This window comes from Segatella oulorum F0390 (assembly GCF_000224615.1).
In the GTDB taxonomy this organism is placed as follows: domain Bacteria; phylum Bacteroidota; class Bacteroidia; order Bacteroidales; family Bacteroidaceae; genus Prevotella; species Prevotella oulorum.
In genome coordinates this window covers 132,256-152,564 of record NZ_JH114217.1, presented here as the reverse complement: position 1 = coordinate 152,564, position 20,309 = coordinate 132,256, and the positions used below count along the sequence as shown (strand labels likewise).

The following is a 20,309-nucleotide window of genomic DNA, read 5'->3' as shown; positions in this document are numbered from 1 at the left end:
GTGGGTGAGCGGGATGACGAACGGACAGAAAGAAAAACGGGAAGAAAAACATGGAAACCTCAGAAAAAAGTGCTATCTTTGTTCTCATGGGAGAGCACAAGCAGATAAAACAAGTCGAGAGTAAGATCATTGTCCTTCGCGATACGCAGGTTATCCTCGATAGAGACATCGCCGAACTTTATGGGGTGGAGACGAGAGATATCAACAAAGCCGTAAAGAATAACCCTGATAAATTTCCGCAAGGCTATATCATCACCCTCGAAAAAGAAGAGAAAAAGGAACTGGTGGAAAATTTCCACCGGTTCAATCCGCTGAAACATTCAACTGTTCTCCCGAAAGCCTTTACCGAGAAAGGGCTTTACATGCTCGCCACCATCATCAAGTCGGCCCTCGCAACTGAAGCCACCATTGCCATCATCGAGACATTTACAAAGCTCCGTCAGTTGGCAAGAGCCATGCAACAGGCCAACGATGAGATTGCAAAAGGCGGCGAACTGCCGACCGCTCAAGAGCAGAATGCCTTCAAAAACTTGATGGATGAGGTCTTTGCCGACCCCATGCCCATCAGCGTTCAGCGGATGACTTTCGGCGTAAACTTAGGCTTCTTCAAATGGGAGCTGGAAACAACACGAGAGCGAAAGGGGTAATCCCAAGGCCACGCTATCGCCTTTTCCCTTCCCCTTGCGCGCTGGATGCCCCTCAGTATCAGCCCTCACAATGTGTGGCATCCAACGCATCGGGTGCATCCGCCACGTGCATACCGGCAGCAGGCTGCGGAGATGACGAGGAGAAAGGGGGCTCCTTCCCCTCGCCCACCCGTATCATGGCAAACAAAGGGCGCGGCATTTGCTGCAGACACTGCGCATAACGCTGTTGGAAAGGCACCTGCCGGACATACTTTCGGTGCTTGGCTTTGTAGAGATAGGCCCGCGGATTATGAGGCTCATCGAGATGCAAACGCAGGCAAAGCTCGTGAATGAGCGGTCCCACCCGATAGAGTTGCCCCGCCGAAGTATAGAGCGGAAAGGAGGTACACACGAGGGCTGCGGCCTCGAAAAGGTCGGTGTGGCTGCCACACCAATGCAGGTTGTCGGCGGGGGTAAGCGCCAAGATGGCCGAAATTTCATTTTTCAATGCCCGTAGAATTATATCCATGATTGTTTATGTTTGATGTGAAATTTTCACCTTATTATATATATAGCGTTTTCTTTTGCCGCGCAGAAAGCATTTTTTCGCACCCCTATGAGGGGCCATCCAACCGCCTTCGAGCTGCTTATCCCCATGGAAACGGGAGAAAGAAGAGGCTCCGCGCACAGGAAAAGAGGGAACGCCACACGCCAAATGACAAAACAGACGTCAGAAAAGGCAAAAGCATCGTCCGCTGATTTCCGCCTACAAAGTTAGCGTTTTTCGTGGAAATATTTTTTCCATACGCCCCATTTTCCGTTAATAGTCTTTAAAACCATGAGAAACTTAACAATCGTATTACCAAATATCTTCTAAAAAGCTTGACAGGGTGGGGCAAAATTTCGTATCTTTGCATCAGTTCAGTAAGACCAATCTTCTGAACCTTAATAAAGAAATTGAAATGAAAACAGATCAAAAAGAAATGTATTCGCCCCACTTCTCGAAAGCTGAGATGCACCGTTCGGGCGTGGCTTTGAAGTTAGGCATCGACAACACGCCGACGAAAGCCGAAGAAGAAAATCTGCAAGCGCTTTGCACCATGGTTTTAGAACCCTTACGCTTGCGCTTTGGGCGAATCATCATTGCCAGCGGTTATCGCTCAACCGCTTTAAATAAAGCCATCAGAGGAGCACACAACTCACAGCATCTGCTGGGCGAAGCGGCCGACATTCATGTGGCGAGCGAGGCCGAAGGACGTCGTTATTTCGACTACATTCGGCACCACCTGCCCTTCGACCAGCTGCTGTTTGAGCATGCCATGCGCAATGGCTGCTGTTGGTTGCACGTGAGCTATCGGCGACAACCGCAACACAATCGCCATGAAGCCTTCCACCTTACCGCCAAGAAGTAAGCGCTTTATCTTATTTTTATAAGAATGACCATAGTAATTTAATTAACAATTTAACAAAAAGAAAGGAACAGAATTATGTCTGTATTGTACAAAATCTACGAGAACAAAAACAAGAAGAGTGCCGGTTACAAAAAGTTTTATGCGCGTGCCGTGCACCAAGGCGTTGTTGACTTAGCAGCCATCTCGGCCCAGATTGAGCGCAACTGTTCGCTCAAACGCAGCGACGTGACGGCCGTTTTGATTGAGTTGGTAGAAGTGATGACCGCACATTTGCAAGACTCCAAGCGCGTGAGAATCGACGGTTTGGGCACGTTTAAAGTGGGATTGCGCTGCAAACCGGCAGCCTCTGCGGGCGAGTTTAATCCCGTGAAGAACGTGAAGAGCCTGCATGTGAACTTCCTCCCTGCGTCGAATTTGGACCGTGATGCCCACAAACACGTGAAGGAGTTGCTGCGCGGTGTGGCCCTGCAAGAGCATGGCACCTATGTCATCAACAAGAAACCCTCGGGCACTCCAGCCGTAGGCGGATAAGCCTTCCCCTTGCTTCGGCTCCCCAGGGCACCGTCATTGGAGAGCAAAGCCTTTCTTAAAATCATGTTTCACCTTAATAATCAAATAGAAATGAGCAAGTTTAGAACTGACGATTGGAAAGTTGTTATCAAGATTATCATCACTTTGGCCACCGCCATCTTAGGCGCTTTGGGAGCCAAAGAGTTGGGCGAGTGAATCCCTTTCGCAAGCCGATAACAACGCCTCCCCTGCTTTTAAGGTTTAAAAGTGGGGGAGGTTTTTAAAATAAAAGTGTGACCATAAGCTCCTACTACGGGCTATAGCCGCCTTCATACCACCTTCTCCCTCATGCACTTATACGTTTTGACGAGAAGATTCGACTGAAATGGCGTTTTATCACGCATCTACTTTTGCGGCAGCCTGTCGCAACTGATCAAAAAACAAGCGCGTGGCAGCATGATTTGATTGTGCTGCTTCTTCAGCAGCTTCGCGCATAATCTGCGACAAGAAAGCCTCTGTGGGTTCCTCCATGCTTGTCAGCCTATAGGTATCTATCGTTTGTTTCATCTATAAAAAGTTTAATCATAACGATGAATAGCTATGCAAAGATAATCTTTTTTCGTGTAATCAACAAACACCGCATAAGATATTGGCGAAGATTAAACCGGAATAACCGCAGCAGAAGCATGCGATTTATATTTCCATGGGACACTCATCCCGGCATGAGAGCAGTGCAAGAACAACAGAGAGCAAAGGAGGTTTTTTTGCGCTTTTTCGCGCTTTACTTTTGCATTATGCACGAAAAGCCTTACCTTTGCGAACATATTATATTAAGGTGAAGGCGCGAAGGTGCCACAAGCCCCATCAAACAATCGGAAGAATGGATTATAACTTCAGTGAAATAGAGAAAAAATGGCAGAAAGTCTGGCGCGAACAACAGACCTATAAGGTGGTTGAAGACGCCTCGAAGACCAAGTTTTATGTGCTCAACATGTTCCCCTATCCCTCGGGAGCCGGCTTGCATGTGGGCCATCCTTTAGGCTATATTGCCAGCGACATCTATGCCCGTTACAAGCGGCAGCAAGGCTTTAACGTGCTCAACCCCATGGGTTATGACGCCTATGGATTGCCTGCTGAGCAATATGCCATACAGACTGGGCAGCATCCTGCACTCACTACCGAGACCAACATCGCGCACTATCGCGAGCAGTTGGACAAGATTGGGTTCTCATTTGACTGGAGTCGTGAGGTGAGAACCTGCGATCCGGCCTATTATCACTGGACACAATGGGCGTTCGAGAAGATGTTTTCGAGCTATTTCGACAACGACCAGCAAAAGGCATTGCCCATCGATTTGCTCGTGAAGCATTTTGAAACTGATGGCACTGCGGGGCTACACGTGGCGCAAAGTGAGGAACTTTCGTTCACGGCTGCCGAGTGGAAAACCTATGATGAAGCGCAACAGCAGCGCACGTTGATGAACTATCGCATCGCCTACTTGGGCGAAACGATGGTCAACTGGTGCCCCGAATTGGGCACAGTGCTTGCCAACGATGAGGTGGTTAACGGTGTTAGCGAGCGTGGGGGCTACCCCGTGATTCAGAAAAAGATGCAGCAATGGTGTCTGCGCACGTCGGCCTACGCCCAGCGTTTGTTGGAGGGTTTAGACAAAGTGAACTGGACCGATGCCATCAAAGAGACGCAACGCAACTGGATTGGGCGCTCTGAAGGTACCGAGATTGCGTTTAAAGTGGCCGGCGAGGCACGCGAAATCACCATTTTCACCACCCGCGTCGACACCATCTTTGGCGTCACCTTCATGGTGTTGGCACCCGAAAGCGAACTCGTTGGCACGCTCACCAAGCCCGAGAAACAGGCCGAAGTGGCCACCTATTTGGACTATGTGAAGAAGCGCACCGAGCTCGATCGCATGAGTGATCGCAAGGTGACGGGCGTGTTTACAGGCAGCTATGCCGTCAATCCCTTCACGGGTGAGGAGATACCCATTTGGATTTCGGAGTATGTTTTGGCGGGCTATGGCACCGGAGCCGTGATGGCTGTGCCCGCACATGACAGTCGCGACTATGCCTTTGCCAAGCATTTCAACCTGCCCATCGTGCCACTTATTGAGGGCGCCGATGTGGAAAACGAGAGCTTCGACGCAAAAGAAGGTATCGTGATGAACTCGCCCCGCGACGGAAAAGCCGTGTTTGAGGACTTCACCCTGAATGGAAAAACGGTGAAAGAGGCCATAGCCTATACCAAAGAATATGTCACCCGCCACGGTCTTGGCCGCGTAAAAGTGAACTATCGTCTGCGCGATGCCATCTTCTCACGGCAGCGTTATTGGGGCGAACCCTTCCCCGTTTATTATAAAAATGGACTTCCCTACATGATTCCCGAGGCTTGTCTGCCCCTCGAACTGCCCGAAATCGACAAATATCAACCCACAGAAAGTGGCGAACCGCCTTTGGGACGTGCGAAGAAATGGGCGTGGGACGAGGCCAATCAATGCGTGGTGGAGAACGAGCGGATTGACCAACAGACGGTGTTCCCCTTGGAATTGAACACCATGCCGGGCTTTGCAGGCAGCTCAGCCTATTACCTTCGCTACATGGATCCGCACAACACGCAGGCTCTTGTGGGCGAGAAAGCCGACCATTATTGGCAGAATGTCGACCTTTATGTGGGCGGAACGGAGCATGCTACGGGCCACTTGATTTACAGTCGCTTTTGGAATAAGTTCCTTTTCGACTATGGTGTGAGCTGCAAAGAGGAACCCTTTGAGAAGTTAGTCAATCAAGGAATGATACAAGGCCGGTCGAACTTTGTCTATCGTGTGAACGACATGGCGAAAGACAAGGCACCCGTTTTCGTGTCAAAGGGGCTGAAAGACCAATACGACACCACGCCCATTCACGTGTGGGTGGGCTTGGTGAAGAACGATATCCTCGACGTTGACGCCTTCAAAGCATGGCGACCCGAATACGAACAGGCCGAGTTTGTGCTCGAAGAAGGACAATATCACTGCGGATGGGCGGTTGAAAAGATGTCGAAGAGCATGCACAACGTGGTCAACCCCGACGACATCATTGCCGAATATGGCGCCGACACGCTACGCCTTTACGAGATGTTTCTCGGTCCGGTAGAGGCGAGTAAGCCCTGGGACACCAATGGTATCGACGGCTGTTTCCGCTTCCTCAAGAAGCTATGGGCACTCTTCTATGGCCGCAACAGCGATGCTTTGCTCGCCGATGACAGCCAGCCCACGAAGGAAAACCTCAAGACTTTGCATAAACTCATCAAGAAGGTGAGCGAGGATATGGAGCGCTTCAGCTACAACACCTCTGTATCGGCCTTCATGATTGCCGTCAATGAGCTGGGCCAACAGCAATGCCACAGCCGCCAAGTGCTGCAAGATGTGGTGGTGGTGTTGGCACCATTCGCTCCCCACATCGCCGAAGAACTGTGGCATGCCTTAGGCCATTCGACCACCGTTTGCGATGCTTCGTGGCCCAAAGCCAACGAAAGCTATTTGGTAGAGAGCGAGATACAGCTCACCATCAGCTTCAATGGCAAGGCACGTTTCCAAAAGGTTTTCCCCGCAGATGCCGACAATGCCACCATCGAAGCCGAGGCAAAGGCCGACGAACGCAGCCAAAAGTATTTAGAAGGCAAGACCATTGTGAAAGTGATTATCGTGCCCAAGAAAATCGTAAACATCGTAATGAAATAATCCTTGCCGTGAAAAGCCCCCACAAACGGGCTTTTCACGGCTTCATCATTCCCCCTTGAACATCCTCAAACAATGACAAGCAACCTGCAAAAACAACAAGTATGGAGCGAGGTGAAAGACTATTTTTTCATCTCGTTAGGCCTACTCATCTACACCATCTCATTCGTACTCTTCCTCATGCCCTATCAGATTGTGGCAGGAGGAGCCACCGGAATGTCGGCCATCATCTATTATGCCACCGGCTTCCACATGCAATACACCTACATCATCATCAACGGGCTGTTGCTCATTATGGCGCTGTTCATCTTGGGATTTAAGTTCATGGTGAAAACCATCTACGCCATTCTGCTGCTCGCTATCCTCATCACCCTCATGCAAGCCATCGTGCCCAAGCAACCCAATGGGCTACCTATTCAGCTGCTTGGACCGGGACAAGACTTCATGTCGATGATCATTGGTTGCGTATTAACAGGCGTAGCGCTCTCCACAGTGTTCCTGCATAACGGCTCAACCGGCGGATCTGACATCATCGCCGCCTCCGTAAACAAGTATCACGACATCTCGTTGGGACGCGTTTTGATTGCCATTGACTTCTGCATCATCGGCAGTTGCATGTTCTTTCCGGCCTTCGGTACCTATTTAGAGCGTGCCCACAAAGTGATGTTCGGCCTCTGTGTGATGACCCTTGAGAACTTCTCTTTGGACTATATCATGAATGCCCGGCGCGAGAGTGTGCAGTTTCTCATCTTCTCAAGCAAGTATCAAGAGCTGGCCGAAGCCATCGGAACCGAGACCGGTCACGGCGTAACCATTCTCGATGGGCACGGCTGGTACACGGGAAAAGAAGTGAAAGTGCTCTGCGTGCTGGCCAAGAAATTCGAAAGCACCACCATCTTCCGCCTCATCAAATTCATCGATCCGCGCGCCTTCGTCAGCCAAAGTAGCGTCGTCGGCGTTTATGGTGAAGGCTTCGACGAGATGAAAGTGAAAATCAATAAAAAGCTCCATCAGCAACGATTGCAGCAACAACAAAAGGAACAAGCATGAAAATTGTCTTCGCAACCAACAACGCCCACAAGCTGAGCGAGATTAAAAGCATCCTCGGCAGCAGCATCGAAATCGTGTCACTCAGCGACATTGGCTGCACAGTCGACATTCCCGAGACGGGCAAAACGCTCGAAGAGAACGCCCGCATCAAGGCGGCCTATGTGTTCGAACACTATGGATTGAGCTGCTTTGCCGACGACACGGGCCTGGAAGTGGAGGCACTCCATGGCGCACCCGGCGTTTACAGCGCACGTTATGCAGGCGGAGCGGGTCACGACAGCGAGGCCAACATGCGCAAACTGCTTGGTGAATTGGCCGGCGAGCCCCACCGCAACGCCCGATTTCGCACCGTCATCTCGTTGTTGCAAGTCGACGAGAACCATCCCCAAAAGCCCATCGAGCATCAGTTCGAAGGCATCGTCACAGGCCACATTGCCACCGAGAAACACGGGCAAGAGGGCTTCGGTTACGACCCCATCTTCATCCCCGACGGCTATGATCAGAGCTTTGCCGAGTTGGGAGAAACCATTAAAAACAAAATCAGTCATCGTGCACGCGCCGTCGAACAGCTGGCTCTTTTCTTGAAAACAGGCCGATAAAGTCACGAAAACGATGCACTTTGCAGGCTAAAAACGATGAAAAAGCTCACCAATCTCCTTGTTTTTCTTTCGCTCAACGCCGGGCTTTTTGCCCAGACACCCGTTTGGAAAAACTACCTCTCCTATCAACAAAAACAAGAAATAGCGCAGGCACATCGCAACCTCCTCTATGTGTTGGCCTCGCAAGGGCTCTATGCCTATCACCCCAACGACCGTAGCATCCGCACCTTCGACAAGGTGAATGGCCTCGCCGATGCCGCCATTGCCCACATCAGCTACAACACTTCGGCCCACCGCCTCGTGGTGGTCTATGTCAATGCCAACATCGATTTGCTCGACGACGATGGGCAAGTGACCCACTTGAGTGCCTATCGCGATGCCCGGCTCACGGCCGATAAAACCGTGAACAGCATCTGTCAATACGGCAACGACGCCTTCCTCGCCACAGGCTTTGGCATCGTTCGCCTCAATGTGGCACGCGCCGAGGTGAGCGACACCTACAACCTTTCGCTCCCGGTGGCCTATTGTTGGGTGGAACAACAGCTGCTCAAGGCCGCCAGTCCCACGGCAGGAATGTTGCAATGCCCGCTCAACAGCAACCTCGCCGACCCGCTCTCGTGGCAGCACACGGGCACTTTCGTGGCACAAACACCCGTCGACAACACGGCATTGTGGGCGAAGGTGGCGCAGGTTTCGCCCGATGGTCCGGCCTACAACCACTTTGGGTTCATGCGCTTTCACAACCAACGGCTCTACACCTGCGGCGGCAAAAGCGAACCCTTCCGACCGGGTTGCGTGCAAGTGATGCACGAAGGGCGCTGGCAGGTGTATGCAGGTGAGACCGACATTCAACCCCTAACCCATTTACATTATCAGGATGTGTGTGCCATCGACATCGATCCGCGCGACGAAAACCATCTCTTTGCCGGCGCACGCAACGGTCTTTACGAGTTTCAAAACGGCCGTCTGAAGGCTTTTTATAACGACAGCAACTCGCCCATCGGCACCGCCACGGCCAACAACGACCGCGAATATCAGTTGGTTACGGGCGTGAAATTCGATGCCACGGGGCAGCTTTGGCTCTTCAATAGCCAGTCGCTCACGGCCTCCTTGCTGCGTTTCGACGGCCAACAGTGGCACCATCCGCAGCTCAATGCCTTCATGACTTTTGGCCAACGCAGCTTAGCCAACGGCCGACAGCTGCAATTTTTCACCCCCGACGCACTGTGGTTGGTCAACGACAACTGGACACGTCCGTCGCTCTATCGCGTTGATGCGGCCACCGAGCGCATCACCTCGTTCACCACTTTCGTCAACCAGGATGGGCAAACGGTGGACAACTTGTGGTATGTGCGCTGCATAGCCCGCGACAAAATGGGCAACCTCTGGGTGGGAACCAATGTGGGGCCGCTCGTTCTCTCGCCCGAAGAAGCGCAAAAGGCTAACCCCATCTTCGAGCAAATCAAAATTCCTCGCAACGACGGAACTACCCTTGCCGACTATCTTCTCAGCGGTGTCGACATCACAAATATCGTCATCGACAACGCCAACCGCAAGTGGATGGCCACGCAAAGCAACGGCCTCTACCTCGTGAGCAGCGACAACCAACGCCAATTAGCCCACTACACGGCCGAAAACAGCCCTCTCCTTTCGAACGCCATTGAGAGCCTTGCCTTCGACAACACCACCGGAACGCTCTACATCGGCACCGCAGCCGGCCTCTGTTCGGTGCAGAGTGAGGCCTTTCTCTCGGCCGATGCGCTGCAAAAAGACCAGGTCTATGCCTACCCCAACCCCGTAGAACCGGGCTACACAGGGCCGATAAACATCGTGGGACTGATGGACAACAGCGACGTGAAGATTACCACCGTCGACGGAAGATTGGTGAAACAAGGCCGCAGCAACGGCGCCCTTTTCAGCTGGGACGGCACCAATCAGCACGGACAGCGCGTGGCTTCGGGCATCTATCTCGTTGAGGTGGCCACACCCGATGGTGCGAAAGGCGTGGTGTGCCGGGTGGCTATCGTGAATTAAACCAACGCATGCGCAACCCAAACAGCTATCGTCACATCCTGAAAGCCACCACCCTTTTTGGCGGTGTGCAAAGCCTTAACATCCTCATGGGTGTGGTGCGCACGAAACTTGTGGCCGTGCTTCTCGGCACAACGGGCATGGGCGTGCTCTCGATGTGCAACACATGGGTGAGCTTGCTCAGCGACACCTTGAGCTTAGGGCTGCCAATGAGTGCCGTGAAGCAGCTGTCCTCGGCCTATGAACAACCGCAGCCAACCGCCTTTTTGCAGCAACTTTGCACGTTGCGCACCTGGACTTTGCTCGCCGCAGGCCTTGCCTTTGCGGTGAGCTTTTTTGGTGCTTTGCTCTGGCACAACGCCTCTTGGCTCAGCCTGTTGCCACCCTTTGCCCTCGTTGCCCTGGCAGTAGTGGTGCCCATGACGGTGCTCACGGCCGGCGAAATGGCCGTGCTGAAAGCCACACGCCAGCTGAAAGCCGTGGCCAAGCTGTCGGTTTGGAACATGCTGCTCATGGTCATCGTGTCAGCCATTGGCTTCTATCAGTGGGGGTTGCGCGCCATTGTGCCCGTGCTTTTGGTGGCAGCGTGCGTGCAAATGCTGCTCGTTGTGGGCTGCAGCTGTCGGCGTTTCGGCTACAAGGTGGCATTCAGCAAAGACGTGTTGCGGCGCGGTTGGTCCACCCTTCGTTTGGGATTGGCCTTCGTAGCCGCAGGGATGGTGGCCAATGGGGCGGCCTTTCTCGTGCGTTGGTGGCTGCAATGGCAAGGCGATGTGCACGTGGTGGGGCTCTATAATGCCGCCACCATGCTGGCCATGACCTATGCCGGGGTGGTGTTTCATGCCATGGAGACCGACTATTTTCCGCGCCTCTCGGGCGTGAGCCATGCCGGGAAAGGCCTCAATCTGTTGGTCAATCGGCAGATCAATGCTTGCATCTTGCTGCTTTCGCCCCTGCTGTTGGGGTTCATGATGGCGTTGCCATGGCTCATTCCGCTGCTCTTCAGTCAGGCTTTTCTGCCGATGATGGGCATGATGCGGGGCTGCTTGGTGGCCATGTTCTTTCGCATTTTCACGCTCTCCATCGAATATATCGCCCTTTCGCGCGGCCATTCGGCGCTCTATCTCGTGCAAGAAGGGGCATCGGCCGTGCTGCTTGTGTCGGCCGTCGCGATGGGCTTTGCGCTCGGTGGCCTCACCTTTGTGGGCTATGCCATTGCCCTTGCCACCGCCTTGGAGGCGCTGTTGGTGCTCGCCCTCACCCACCATCGCTACCACTTCATGCTGCATCGTGCCACATGGCGATGGGCTGGCGTGCAATTTCTGCTGCTCCTCGTGACGCTATGGAGCTGCCTTTGGGGTTCAGGACCCGCAGCTTGGGCAATAGGTTTGGGTGCCTTTGGCCTATCCTGCACCATCAGTTGGCGTTGCTGGAAGGCATTTCGCGCAACGAAAGATAGACCAAAGGCAGCGTGACAAGAAGGGTAACGACGTCGCTAACGGGCTGACTAATCTCCACACCCAACAGCCCAAAATGGTGGGGAAGCACCAAGATGAGCGGCACAAAGAACAGCCCTTGGCGCGCCGCAGCAAGGATGTTGGCACGGATGGGCATGCGACACGTCTGCGTAACCATGTTGGCTGGAATGATGATGGCACTGAAGATGATCGTCAACAGCTGATAGCGCAGGGCGGCAGCCCCCACGTTCACCACGTGAATGTCGTCGCGAAAGAGGGTGATGACCTCGCTGCTGAAGAACGAAAGCAGCACGGCCATGCACACAAGGAACACGGCACTCACCTTCACACAGAACCAAAAGCCGCCCTTCACCCGGTCATAAAGTCGGGCACCATAGCAGAAACCGCACATGGGTTGATAGCCTTGTCCCAAGCCAACCACCATGCTGAAGATGAACATCGTGAGGCGATTGACAATGCTCATGCCTGCAATGGCGGCATCACCAAAACCACCTGCGCCCACATTCAGCGCGATAGTGGAGAGGCTGGCCAACCCTTGTCTGAGCAAAGAGGGCGTGCCTCCGGCGATAATCTCGCGCACCAAGCTCCCACGAAACGTCACATTTTGCCAATGATAATGAATGATATGCGGATGCAAACTCATGCGATACATCACCGAAAAGCCTATCATTTGTCCGGTCACTGAAGCCCAGGCCGCACCCGAAACACCCATGCCACACGTGAAAATCAACACCGGATCGAGCACGCAGTTCACGACGGCTCCCACCACAACCCCATACATCGAGTAGCGCGCATAACCCTGATAGCGCATCTGATTGTTCATGCAAAGGGTACCCATAATAAAAGGTGTGCCAAGCAAAGAAATGCCCAAATAGTCCTTGGTGTAGGGCAGAATGGTGGGCGTGCTGCCTAAAAGGATGGACAGGGGATGAAGAAACAGCAGGCCGAGAACCACTATCATCGCGGCAAAAAACAAGGCATAGGCCAAGGCCGTGCTGGCCATTCGCTCGGCATTCTGCTTGCGCTCGGCACCCAATTCGCGTGCAATATAGGTGCCGGCACCGTTGCCAAAGAAGAACGCGAAGGCCTGAACGACAAACATTACCGAAAACACGATGCCCACAGCAGCCGTAGCTTGTGTGTTGATTTTACCCACAAAATAGGTGTCGGCCATGTTATAAAGGCTCGTCACCAGCATCGAAATGATGGTGGGAACGGCCATTGTGCCAATCACTTTCGGTATGGGTGCCGACGTGAGGAATACATAATTCTCGTCTTTCTGCATTTTTTTATCCGTTATGCGCTCATGTGTGACATGGCGAAACATGCGCACGGTCACAAAACTATTGCACCAACAAAAGTACTACTTTTCAGTAGAGAGGACAAATAAAGAATGTGAAAGAGCTCGTGGGCTACACACCTGAACTATAAAAACAGTGTCATATAAACGGGCAAGCAGAGCAGGGTACCATCCTTTCGCACATCCTTTGTATAGAGCAAGTAGCGGTTTTGCACCCTATCGGCATATTTTTTGGTGAAGGCATCCAACGAGGTGTGTGCCTTGTAGCCAGACGATTTCACTTCGATGGGGCACACTTTTGCTCCCCGGCTCAAGATGAAATCCACCTCATAGTTGTGCTTTGCGTCCTTCGGAAACGTGTAATAGAATAGGTTGTTGCCCGCAGCTACGAGCATTTGGCTCACCACATTCTCATAGACATAGCCCATATCGGTGCTCAACTTGTCGCTCCACAGCTTCTGATAAATTACATTTTCGGTCACGTCCTTATCCATAAATGCCTGTGTAACAAAGAGTCCTGTGTCGCCCATATAGAGCTTATAGGCCTCCATACTGCCGTGCATGGCCAGCCCAACATGCGGGTCGTTGGCATGATAGGCGATGTTGACGGTCATCGAGTCGGCCATGTTGGCAATGGTTTCTTCCAAGATAGCGGGGCGAACGCTGTTGCCCAAGACCCCACGTGCCTTGAAACGGGTGGAGGATTGCGCCAACTGTTGTGGGATAAACCGGAACAATCGTGAGGTACGCCCCGTGGGATCGAGCTTCATAAAATCGTCTTCATAGAGTGAGAGGATGCGTCGTTTCACGTCATCAACATGCGACAAATCACGGTGTTGCAGATAGGCCTCGACGGCTTGTGGCATACCTCCGATGAGCATATACAGCCGAAAGTCGCGCATCAACTTTCGATTCACGCCATCGCCCAAAGGCAATTGCAGTTGAAAACTATGCTGCAACAAAGGGATTGTGGCAGCATCGCCCAACGCCCATCGAAACTCTTCGTAGTCCATGGGGTACAAACACACCTGCGTTTCTTCGCTCGGCAACACAATATCCTTGATGTTTTGGCGGATAGAAATGAGCGACCCTGTCTCGATATAATCATAACGTCGGTCTTTAACCAAGTGCTTAATGGCTTGTCGCGCATAGGGTTCCATCTGCACTTCGTCGAAGATAATGACCGATTTCCGCGGTGTTAGGGACACACCATATAATAATTGTAGCCGCAGGAAAAGGTAATCAATGTCCGGAAAATCTCTGAAAAGACCGTGGACTTCGGCCGATGCGATGGAGAAATCTATCAGCAAATAAGTTTCATATTCAGCCTTAGCAAAGGATTCTGCCAGCGTAGATTTGCCCACACGACGCGCACCTTTAATCAGCAATGCCGAAGCTCCTTGCTCCTCCTGCTTCCACTTGAGCATGCGTTGATATAACTTTCTCTTGAATTGTAGTGCCATTGTCTTATGCTTATTTTCAGGCAAAAATAGGCATTTATTTGCATTCCCCCAAATTGTTTTATGCCGATTTGCACCGTTTCCCCGAAATTTTTCGACACGAAATGTAGCAATTCCCCAAATTGTTTTACACCCATTTGCTGCATTTCCCCAAATTGTTGTGGGCGGAACCAACCGGTTGTGCTGCGCGTTTATCGACCCGGTATAGCATGAGACAGGCATCACCGCCACACGAAGTCAAGCGTCATCTGTTTTAGTATTGAACAGTGTTGACCTCTTCTCAGGATTGCGTGCTAAGGTAAATTGGTCTAAATCGGTGAACTACCGTTTTTTATTCTCTCACATCCATTTTCTTCTCCTTCACATTTGACTCTGTTGGGAGGTGGCCAAAGTGCTCTTTATAGCATTTTGAGAAATAGGAAGGCGACGAGAAGCCAACGCGATAAGAGACCTCAGAAACGTTCATTCCACCTCGGCGTAACAGTCGTTCGGCCTGTTGCAGGCGCGTGATGCGAATGATTTCCACAGGAGATGATTCTGTGATTGTTTTCACCTTGCGATAGAGTTGCACACGGCTCATGCCCAATTCCGAAGCCAACATTTCAACATTAAACTCAGAATTGGCGAGATGCTTAAGGATACATTCAAAGAGAAGATTCATGAATGCCGTGTCGCCATCAAGTTCTTCAGTGCCTTTCACTTCTTCATTGGGGTGGAGATGGCGCTCTAATTGACTGCGTTGCTCGTGCAGTTGCATGTAGTGATGCAGTTTTTCTGTGATGCTTTTTTCAGTCATTCGATGTCGGTAAAGGGTCATGCGATAGACATAAATGAAGATACCGATGAGCAAAACAAGGATAATGATGGTGAGGAGCAAATACACCTTTTGGTGATGATAGCGCATGAAGAACGTATCGAGACGCCGATGCAGGTCTTTGATGCGTTGCTGTTGCATATCCATTTCATCAGCCTGCATGAGCATCAGCGGTGCTTTTTCGGGTGTAACGAGCGCCGACTGTAGGACGTTCTCTTTCTGATAAGGACGATGGCGAAGGATGTTCATGGCCAATTTCATCACAAGGTCGCCACGTGTGGGATAGATGTAAGAGGCCGAAAGCACACTGTCGGCAACAAGTTTTAAGCCCCCTTTGGACCCTGAAAGTGCATCGACACCACAGAATGCAGTTGATTTAGGCAGGACTCCGGCCTCGCGTGCCCCCATAGCCATGCGGTCGTTTTGCGCAAAAACACAGGCTATGGCGTCACAGGCAGTTTCGGCATGTTGCTTGAAATGCTTCATTACGCGCGTTCCACTCTCCCTCGTCCAGTCTCCTTGCAAGCTCGCCACGAGTTGAATACCAGGATGCTTGCTGAGGCTTTCTATAAATCCTCGATGACGTTCAATCGCTGGTGATGACCCTTTTAAGCCCATGATCTCGAGCACCTTTCCGTGATCGCCCACCAATCGTGCCACATAGTCGCCCATTCGGCGTCCCACTTCCACATTATCGGCACCTATAAATGCGGTGTAGTGACCATCCGTTTTACGGTCGAAGAGAATTACAGGAATCCCTTTCTTCATTGCTTTGTTGACAACAGGCGTAATGGCATAGGCCTGATTGGGCGAGATGATGAGCAGATTGACGCCCTCACTGATGAATTGCTCTATCTGTTGAATTTGCCGTTTATCGTTATCATCGGCCGAAGCAAACTTTATTGTGATGCCATCTTCCATGTAGGTGGCCGTTTGGAGCTCTTGGTTTAGTTTGTCGCGCCAAATATCTTCCGAACATTGCGACACACCAATGACGTAGTGTTGATGGGTGTTGGTGTCACAAGAAAATGATGTGAAACCAAAAATGAAACTAAGAATATAGGGAAATAATTTTTTCATTAGATGATGATGCTATAGAAGAATGTGGCAAAGATAACATTAAAATGGCTAAAATCAAAACTAATTGTGCAATTACCCCCAAATCGGTCATTAGATTGCTTGTTGGTTATTTTAGATAAATCTTGCATCCGCAGACACAAGGAAAGATAGAGCGATATCATCGATCAATGAAGAATGTGATAAAACTAAATCATTATTTCTGTCCCTCTGAATTAGAAAAGGCTATTGATGAGTGGGTGAAATACTATAATGAGAGGAGGTTTCATGAATCGTTGGATAATCTTACACCTAGAGATGTATATTTAGGGCAAGGGGAGAAAATCAAAAAGATAAGAGAAATAATAAAGCAAAATTCAATCAACAAAAGAATTTCTGAGAATAAAAGAATGATATTACAGCATAAATAACTACATTTGCAGTTGTGCACTTTTGTTTGACAACGTACATAAACATAGGATATGAAATATTTACGCCTATTTATTTTATTGACCACTCTTGCATTATCTCGACCGAGCCTCGCACAATTGCAAAAACAAGCACAATTAAGTCGATTTTTCGATGCTTTAAATTCTGGCCGATTTTCAGAGTTGGGGCAAATATATGCCCCAACGGATTCAGTGGCCCCTTCCGTCAAGTTAGCAATTCAAGCTTTTACAGAGGTAGGTAAGAATCGCTATGATTTGGCAATTGATCTGTTGTGTAAAAACCTTAGGACTAATTGGAGATTGTATGGTGATGAAGCACTGTCGTTTTCAAACCTTTTGATGAATTTGTATGTTGCTGAAAGGAGGTATGATGATGCAGAATGTCAGTATGATTGGCTGAAGAATACCTATGCACCTGCTCAGCTACAATATTATCAGAACCTAACACTTAATAACGCGGTTAGCAAATGTATCGAAGAAACATATAAGTTCTTAGAAGAAAATCGTAAGATACCACAAATGCGCATCGTATGCAAGGGTGAGCCTAAGCCAATAAAGTTCATCCTTGACAGTCATATTAAAACGCGTTTGAAAATCAATCAGACTTCGGAAATGTTTTTATGGGATACTGGGTCAGAGGGCGCTTTGCTAATACCTCATAGATATGCAGATGCCTTAGGTCTTGATTACAGAAATAAGAGCGTTAATTCTAAGGACGCACAGGATCCGCTTATTATTGTAGATTCTCTAATAATTGGCAATTTCACCCTTTACAATGTTCCGGCTTTTATTCATGATATGGTAAATCCTATTCCAGCCTTGTATGACCGTCGTGCATCTGAAAAAGAACTTCATGATGCTTTAATGGTGTATGAGGCCTCGAATATTCCCATAATAGGGTTGCCAGTCATTAAGCATTTGGAGAAGCTAGGGATAGACTGGAAAAATAATTGCTTCTTCTTTCCCAAGAAGACGTTACCGGCCCCTACCTTGCAAGAACAAATGTTTGTTACCGGTGTCAAGTATTCAAAGTTGATAACACCATTTTCCATAAATTCTGTAAGGGCATTAGCAATGATTGACATAGGCAGTACAACCTTTGCAGATATGCATAAAAATTTGGTAAACGCTTATCCCAAGCGGTTTTCTACAATAAAAGATGTAAATGCTCATTCCTATAGCCTTACTTTGTATGGGGTGAGTGATACGACAAATGTGTTCTTAGTAAAACCTTCTTTAACTTATGCCAATCAATTACTGTTGCCTAAGGAAAGATTAAAAGTAATAGGCTATAGAGATGAAGACCAAGATATGAAATCCTGGGATGTACAATTGGGATACCCTTTTTTCAAATCCTTGGGAGAAGTAATGGTGTTAGATTTTAAAGAGATGAAATTAAAGATCTGGAGAAAAAGTGATGCTATTCACTTGCACTAAAGAATAAAAGTTTTCGAGTGGAATTTAAATAAGTTATAAATAAAGAGTATGAAGAAATTTAGCTTACTAACATTAGGGTTGTTGGCTTTATGTACAATTTCCACGATGGCACAAAGCTATCAATCTAAAATGGAACGATATGGTGGGCTCATCACTGAGGGAAGATTTTTGGAAGCGTGTCAGCTGTTCACTGACACAGATTCAGTTTCACCTTTTATCAAACTTCATAAGCAAATACTGGCAGCAATCGCCCAAAATCAAAATCGTTTGGCAATCAGCTTGATAGATGAAAATTTAAGGTATAACTGGATGGCATATGGTGCTGATGTGTTGTATCTTTCTCGTGAACTCCTAAACCTCTGTAAGGCAGAAGGAATGCATGATAAGGCTGCATCGCATGTAGAATGGCTGAAACGAGAATATTATCTTTCCCAAAAGGCTTATTATAATGATGCGGAATATAATAAATCGGTTGAAAAGCTAATCTCAAGCGGAGAACAACGCCTAAGAGAGCGGAACTTATTACCGCCAGTACATGCAATTCGCAAAGGTAAAAGCCAAACCATCAAGTTTACTGCAGTGCCACTTCTCAAGACACCGATTAAAGTCAACGACAAATCTTTAGAAGGCTTATGGATGACTGCGACACCTTATCCAATGATAATAACGCATCAGGTTGCTAAGCAATTGGGATTGGTGGTGGGTGCGGATAGTGTAGCAGGTTTCCCTGTTGTTTACTTAGATTCTATTCGTATTGGCAGTATTCTATTTAAGAATGTACCTGCGTTAGTTTCGAAGGTTGCCACCCCTACAAAAGGCATTGATAAGCATAAGTTGTCAAAGAAAGAGGCAAAAAGAATAAAGGAGATTTATGCTGAAGCAAATAAACCAAAGATAGGACTTCCTATTATCAGGCAGTTAGAAACGATAGCGATAGACTGGAAACGGCAGGAGATTAGTTTTCCTGTAGATAGTCTTCCAAATGCAGATGTAGAAGAAAAAATGTATTTTGCATATGTCGATTATCCTTATTTGTTTATGCCAATTACGATAAGTAAAAAAACAGCTATTGGAAAGATAAGTACAGGTGATGTTGTTTATATTAAGATGTGTGACAAGTTCTATAAGAAGCACCAGTTTCCATCGGAAAATTGGAATAAGAGCATGTATGTAACAACTGATGGTAATGCTGTTTCTATTCCGAATTTAATATTAAAATCACCTTCATTGACTATTAATGGTAGGCCAATAGATACAAAGGAAAAAATAGACATTGTACCAGAAACAACAACTAGCTATGATGTTCTATTAGGCTTGACTTTCTTCCAATCAATAGGACAAACTATAGTCTTTGACTTTAAGCAGATGAAGATAAAAGGTTGGAAAGAAGGAATATCTGCCAAATAGAGTATTTTAGATAAATCATAAAAGATGGAGTCAACTAAAGCGATTACTTTTATTATTCCTTTCTTAAATGAAGGATCCGAAGTGGGAGAAACTATCAAAAGTATAAAATCGCATGCAACGATACCTTTCGATATTATTATGATAAACGATGCATCTACGGATAAGTACGATTATGAGAAGATTGCCCAGACCTACAATTGTGTTTACCGTGCGCATAAGACCAGGGTGGGGGTTGCGTCATCTAGGGATGAAGGCGTATTGTTAGCACAGACAGAATATGTACTTATGCTTGATGCTCACATGAGAGTTTATCAAGATGATTGGCTTTGTACGTTGTCAAATAAAAGTGCACAACTGCAAATGTAGTTATTTATGCTGTAATTTCATTTTTTTATTCTCAGAAATTCTTTTGTTGATTGAATTTTGCTTTATTATTTCTCTTATCTTTTTGATTTTCTCCCCTTGGCCTAAATATACATCTCTTGGTGTAAGATTATCCAACGATTCATGAAACCTCCTCTCATTATAGTATTTCACCCACTCATCAATAGCCTTTTCTAATTCTGGGGGGCAGAAATAATGATTTAGTTTTATCACATTCTTCATTGATCGATGATATCGTTCTATCTTTCCTTGTGTCTGCGGATGCAAGGGAAAACGATTATTGTCTGTTGATCTTCCATTCTCTTGTTGTCAGATTGTAGGCTTTCTTCGTTCGAAGTAGACAGCTGCGCCTTGGACAAGACGGCGTCCAATTTGTCCAACAAGCAAATCATATCTGTAAAAATTCTAACCACCAACTTGGGGGAAAGTCTGTTTTCTTTCGGCATGAAATCCCACTAACGGGCCATCAGGGGGAAATCTGTGCTGCTGCAATCGTAGACGGAATAAGTTTTTAGCACATTTAGAACAAATGATGAAACATTTGTTACATGTAACGAATTTTT

The 20,309-nt window shown here is 48.6% G+C and carries 19 protein-coding genes; 13 read left to right on the top strand and 6 right to left on the bottom strand.

Features of this window, described 5'->3' with window-relative positions; translation table 11 throughout:
- Positions 1-50: 50 nt before the first annotated feature.
- The gene (locus HMPREF9431_RS09775; protein ID WP_004381109.1) at positions 51-647 is read left to right on the top strand and encodes an ORF6N domain-containing protein; all 597 of its coding nucleotides are present in this window, start codon (positions 51-53) and stop codon (positions 645-647) included.
- 58 nt (positions 648-705) lie between these two features.
- Here the strand turns inward: HMPREF9431_RS09775 and HMPREF9431_RS09770 are convergent, their stop codons facing one another.
- Entirely contained in the window at positions 706-1,155 is a 450-nt protein-coding gene (locus tag HMPREF9431_RS09770) for a hypothetical protein (RefSeq protein WP_004381108.1), read from the bottom strand.
- 433 nt (positions 1,156-1,588) lie between these two features.
- Here HMPREF9431_RS09770 and HMPREF9431_RS09765 point away from each other — a divergent pair, with 433 nt between their 5' ends.
- From HMPREF9431_RS09765 to HMPREF9431_RS13010, 3 genes are all read left to right on the top strand, one after another.
- Positions 1,589-2,038 (top strand): D-Ala-D-Ala carboxypeptidase family metallohydrolase, encoded by a 450-nt coding sequence (locus HMPREF9431_RS09765; protein WP_025071075.1) that lies wholly within the window; start codon positions 1,589-1,591, stop codon positions 2,036-2,038.
- 75 nt (positions 2,039-2,113) lie between these two features.
- On the top strand, positions 2,114-2,569 hold the full coding sequence (locus HMPREF9431_RS09760; RefSeq protein ID WP_004381106.1) for an HU family DNA-binding protein: 456 nt from the start codon (positions 2,114-2,116) through the stop codon (positions 2,567-2,569).
- 90 nt (positions 2,570-2,659) lie between these two features.
- Positions 2,660-2,764 carry a smalltalk protein gene (locus HMPREF9431_RS13010; RefSeq protein WP_004381104.1) on the top strand — a complete coding sequence of 35 codons (105 nt, stop codon included), beginning with the start codon at positions 2,660-2,662 and terminating at the stop codon, positions 2,762-2,764.
- Between the two features lie 180 nt (positions 2,765-2,944).
- On the opposite strand, the gene HMPREF9431_RS13275 is transcribed toward HMPREF9431_RS13010, so the two are convergent.
- On the bottom strand, positions 2,945-3,115 hold the full coding sequence (locus HMPREF9431_RS13275) for a hypothetical protein (protein WP_004381103.1): 171 nt from the start codon (positions 3,113-3,115) through the stop codon (positions 2,945-2,947).
- A gap of 313 nt (positions 3,116-3,428) precedes the next feature.
- Here HMPREF9431_RS13275 and leuS point away from each other — a divergent pair, with 313 nt between their 5' ends.
- The 5 genes from leuS (at position 3,429) to HMPREF9431_RS09735 (ending at position 11,436) form a co-directional block, all read left to right on the top strand.
- Positions 3,429-6,284 carry a leucine--tRNA ligase gene (gene leuS, locus HMPREF9431_RS09755; protein ID WP_004381101.1) on the top strand — a complete coding sequence of 952 codons (2,856 nt, stop codon included), beginning with the start codon at positions 3,429-3,431 and terminating at the stop codon, positions 6,282-6,284.
- A 72-nt stretch (positions 6,285-6,356) separates the two neighbouring features.
- Positions 6,357-7,331: a YitT family protein gene (locus tag HMPREF9431_RS09750; RefSeq protein WP_004381100.1), complete on the top strand. Its 975-nt coding sequence runs from the start codon at positions 6,357-6,359 to the stop codon at positions 7,329-7,331.
- A complete protein-coding gene (locus HMPREF9431_RS09745) occupies positions 7,328-7,930 on the top strand; it encodes a non-canonical purine NTP diphosphatase (protein ID WP_004381099.1) in 603 nt (200 codons plus the stop codon). The genes HMPREF9431_RS09750 and HMPREF9431_RS09745 overlap by 4 nt, the downstream gene beginning before the upstream one ends.
- A gap of 36 nt (positions 7,931-7,966) precedes the next feature.
- On the top strand, positions 7,967-9,964 hold the full coding sequence (gene porZ / locus HMPREF9431_RS09740; RefSeq protein ID WP_004381098.1) for a type IX secretion system anionic LPS delivery protein PorZ: 1,998 nt from the start codon (positions 7,967-7,969) through the stop codon (positions 9,962-9,964).
- An 8-nt stretch (positions 9,965-9,972) separates the two neighbouring features.
- Positions 9,973-11,436, top strand: a complete 1,464-nt coding sequence (locus HMPREF9431_RS09735) for an oligosaccharide flippase family protein (RefSeq protein ID WP_004381097.1) — start codon at positions 9,973-9,975, stop codon at positions 11,434-11,436.
- On the opposite strand, the gene HMPREF9431_RS09730 is transcribed toward HMPREF9431_RS09735, so the two are convergent.
- The 3 genes from HMPREF9431_RS09730 to HMPREF9431_RS09720 form a co-directional block, all read right to left on the bottom strand.
- Positions 11,378-12,724, bottom strand: a complete 1,347-nt coding sequence (locus tag HMPREF9431_RS09730; protein ID WP_004381096.1) for an MATE family efflux transporter — start codon at positions 12,722-12,724, stop codon at positions 11,378-11,380. The two genes, HMPREF9431_RS09735 and HMPREF9431_RS09730, sit on opposite strands and share 59 nt — an antisense overlap.
- A 140-nt stretch (positions 12,725-12,864) precedes the next feature.
- Positions 12,865-14,202 carry an ATP-binding protein gene (locus HMPREF9431_RS09725; RefSeq protein WP_004381095.1) on the bottom strand — a complete coding sequence of 446 codons (1,338 nt, stop codon included), beginning with the start codon at positions 14,200-14,202 and terminating at the stop codon, positions 12,865-12,867.
- Positions 14,203-14,530: 328 nt separating this feature from the next.
- Positions 14,531-16,093, bottom strand: a complete 1,563-nt coding sequence (locus HMPREF9431_RS09720) for an AraC family transcriptional regulator (RefSeq protein WP_004381094.1) — start codon at positions 16,091-16,093, stop codon at positions 14,531-14,533.
- 122 nt (positions 16,094-16,215) lie between these two features.
- Here HMPREF9431_RS09720 and HMPREF9431_RS09715 point away from each other — a divergent pair, with 122 nt between their 5' ends.
- The 4 genes from HMPREF9431_RS09715 to HMPREF9431_RS09700 are packed head-to-tail and all read left to right on the top strand — an operon-like array spanning position 16,216 to position 19,728.
- Complete coding sequence (locus tag HMPREF9431_RS09715) at positions 16,216-16,500, top strand: integrase core domain-containing protein (RefSeq protein ID WP_262502406.1); 285 nt, start codon at positions 16,216-16,218, stop codon at positions 16,498-16,500.
- A 51-nt stretch (positions 16,501-16,551) separates the two neighbouring features.
- Positions 16,552-17,955 carry a retropepsin-like aspartic protease gene (locus HMPREF9431_RS09710; protein WP_004381093.1) on the top strand — a complete coding sequence of 468 codons (1,404 nt, stop codon included), beginning with the start codon at positions 16,552-16,554 and terminating at the stop codon, positions 17,953-17,955.
- A gap of 48 nt (positions 17,956-18,003) precedes the next feature.
- Positions 18,004-19,362 carry a pepsin/retropepsin-like aspartic protease family protein gene (locus tag HMPREF9431_RS09705; protein WP_004381092.1) on the top strand — a complete coding sequence of 453 codons (1,359 nt, stop codon included), beginning with the start codon at positions 18,004-18,006 and terminating at the stop codon, positions 19,360-19,362.
- A gap of 24 nt (positions 19,363-19,386) precedes the next feature.
- Positions 19,387-19,728 carry a glycosyltransferase family 2 protein gene (locus HMPREF9431_RS09700; RefSeq protein WP_004381091.1) on the top strand — a complete coding sequence of 114 codons (342 nt, stop codon included), beginning with the start codon at positions 19,387-19,389 and terminating at the stop codon, positions 19,726-19,728.
- Here HMPREF9431_RS09700 and HMPREF9431_RS09695 read toward each other — a convergent pair whose 3' ends face one another.
- The gene (locus HMPREF9431_RS09695) at positions 19,729-20,013 is read right to left on the bottom strand and encodes an integrase core domain-containing protein (protein ID WP_081463338.1); all 285 of its coding nucleotides are present in this window, start codon (positions 20,011-20,013) and stop codon (positions 19,729-19,731) included.
- Positions 20,014-20,309 lie beyond the last annotated feature (296 nt).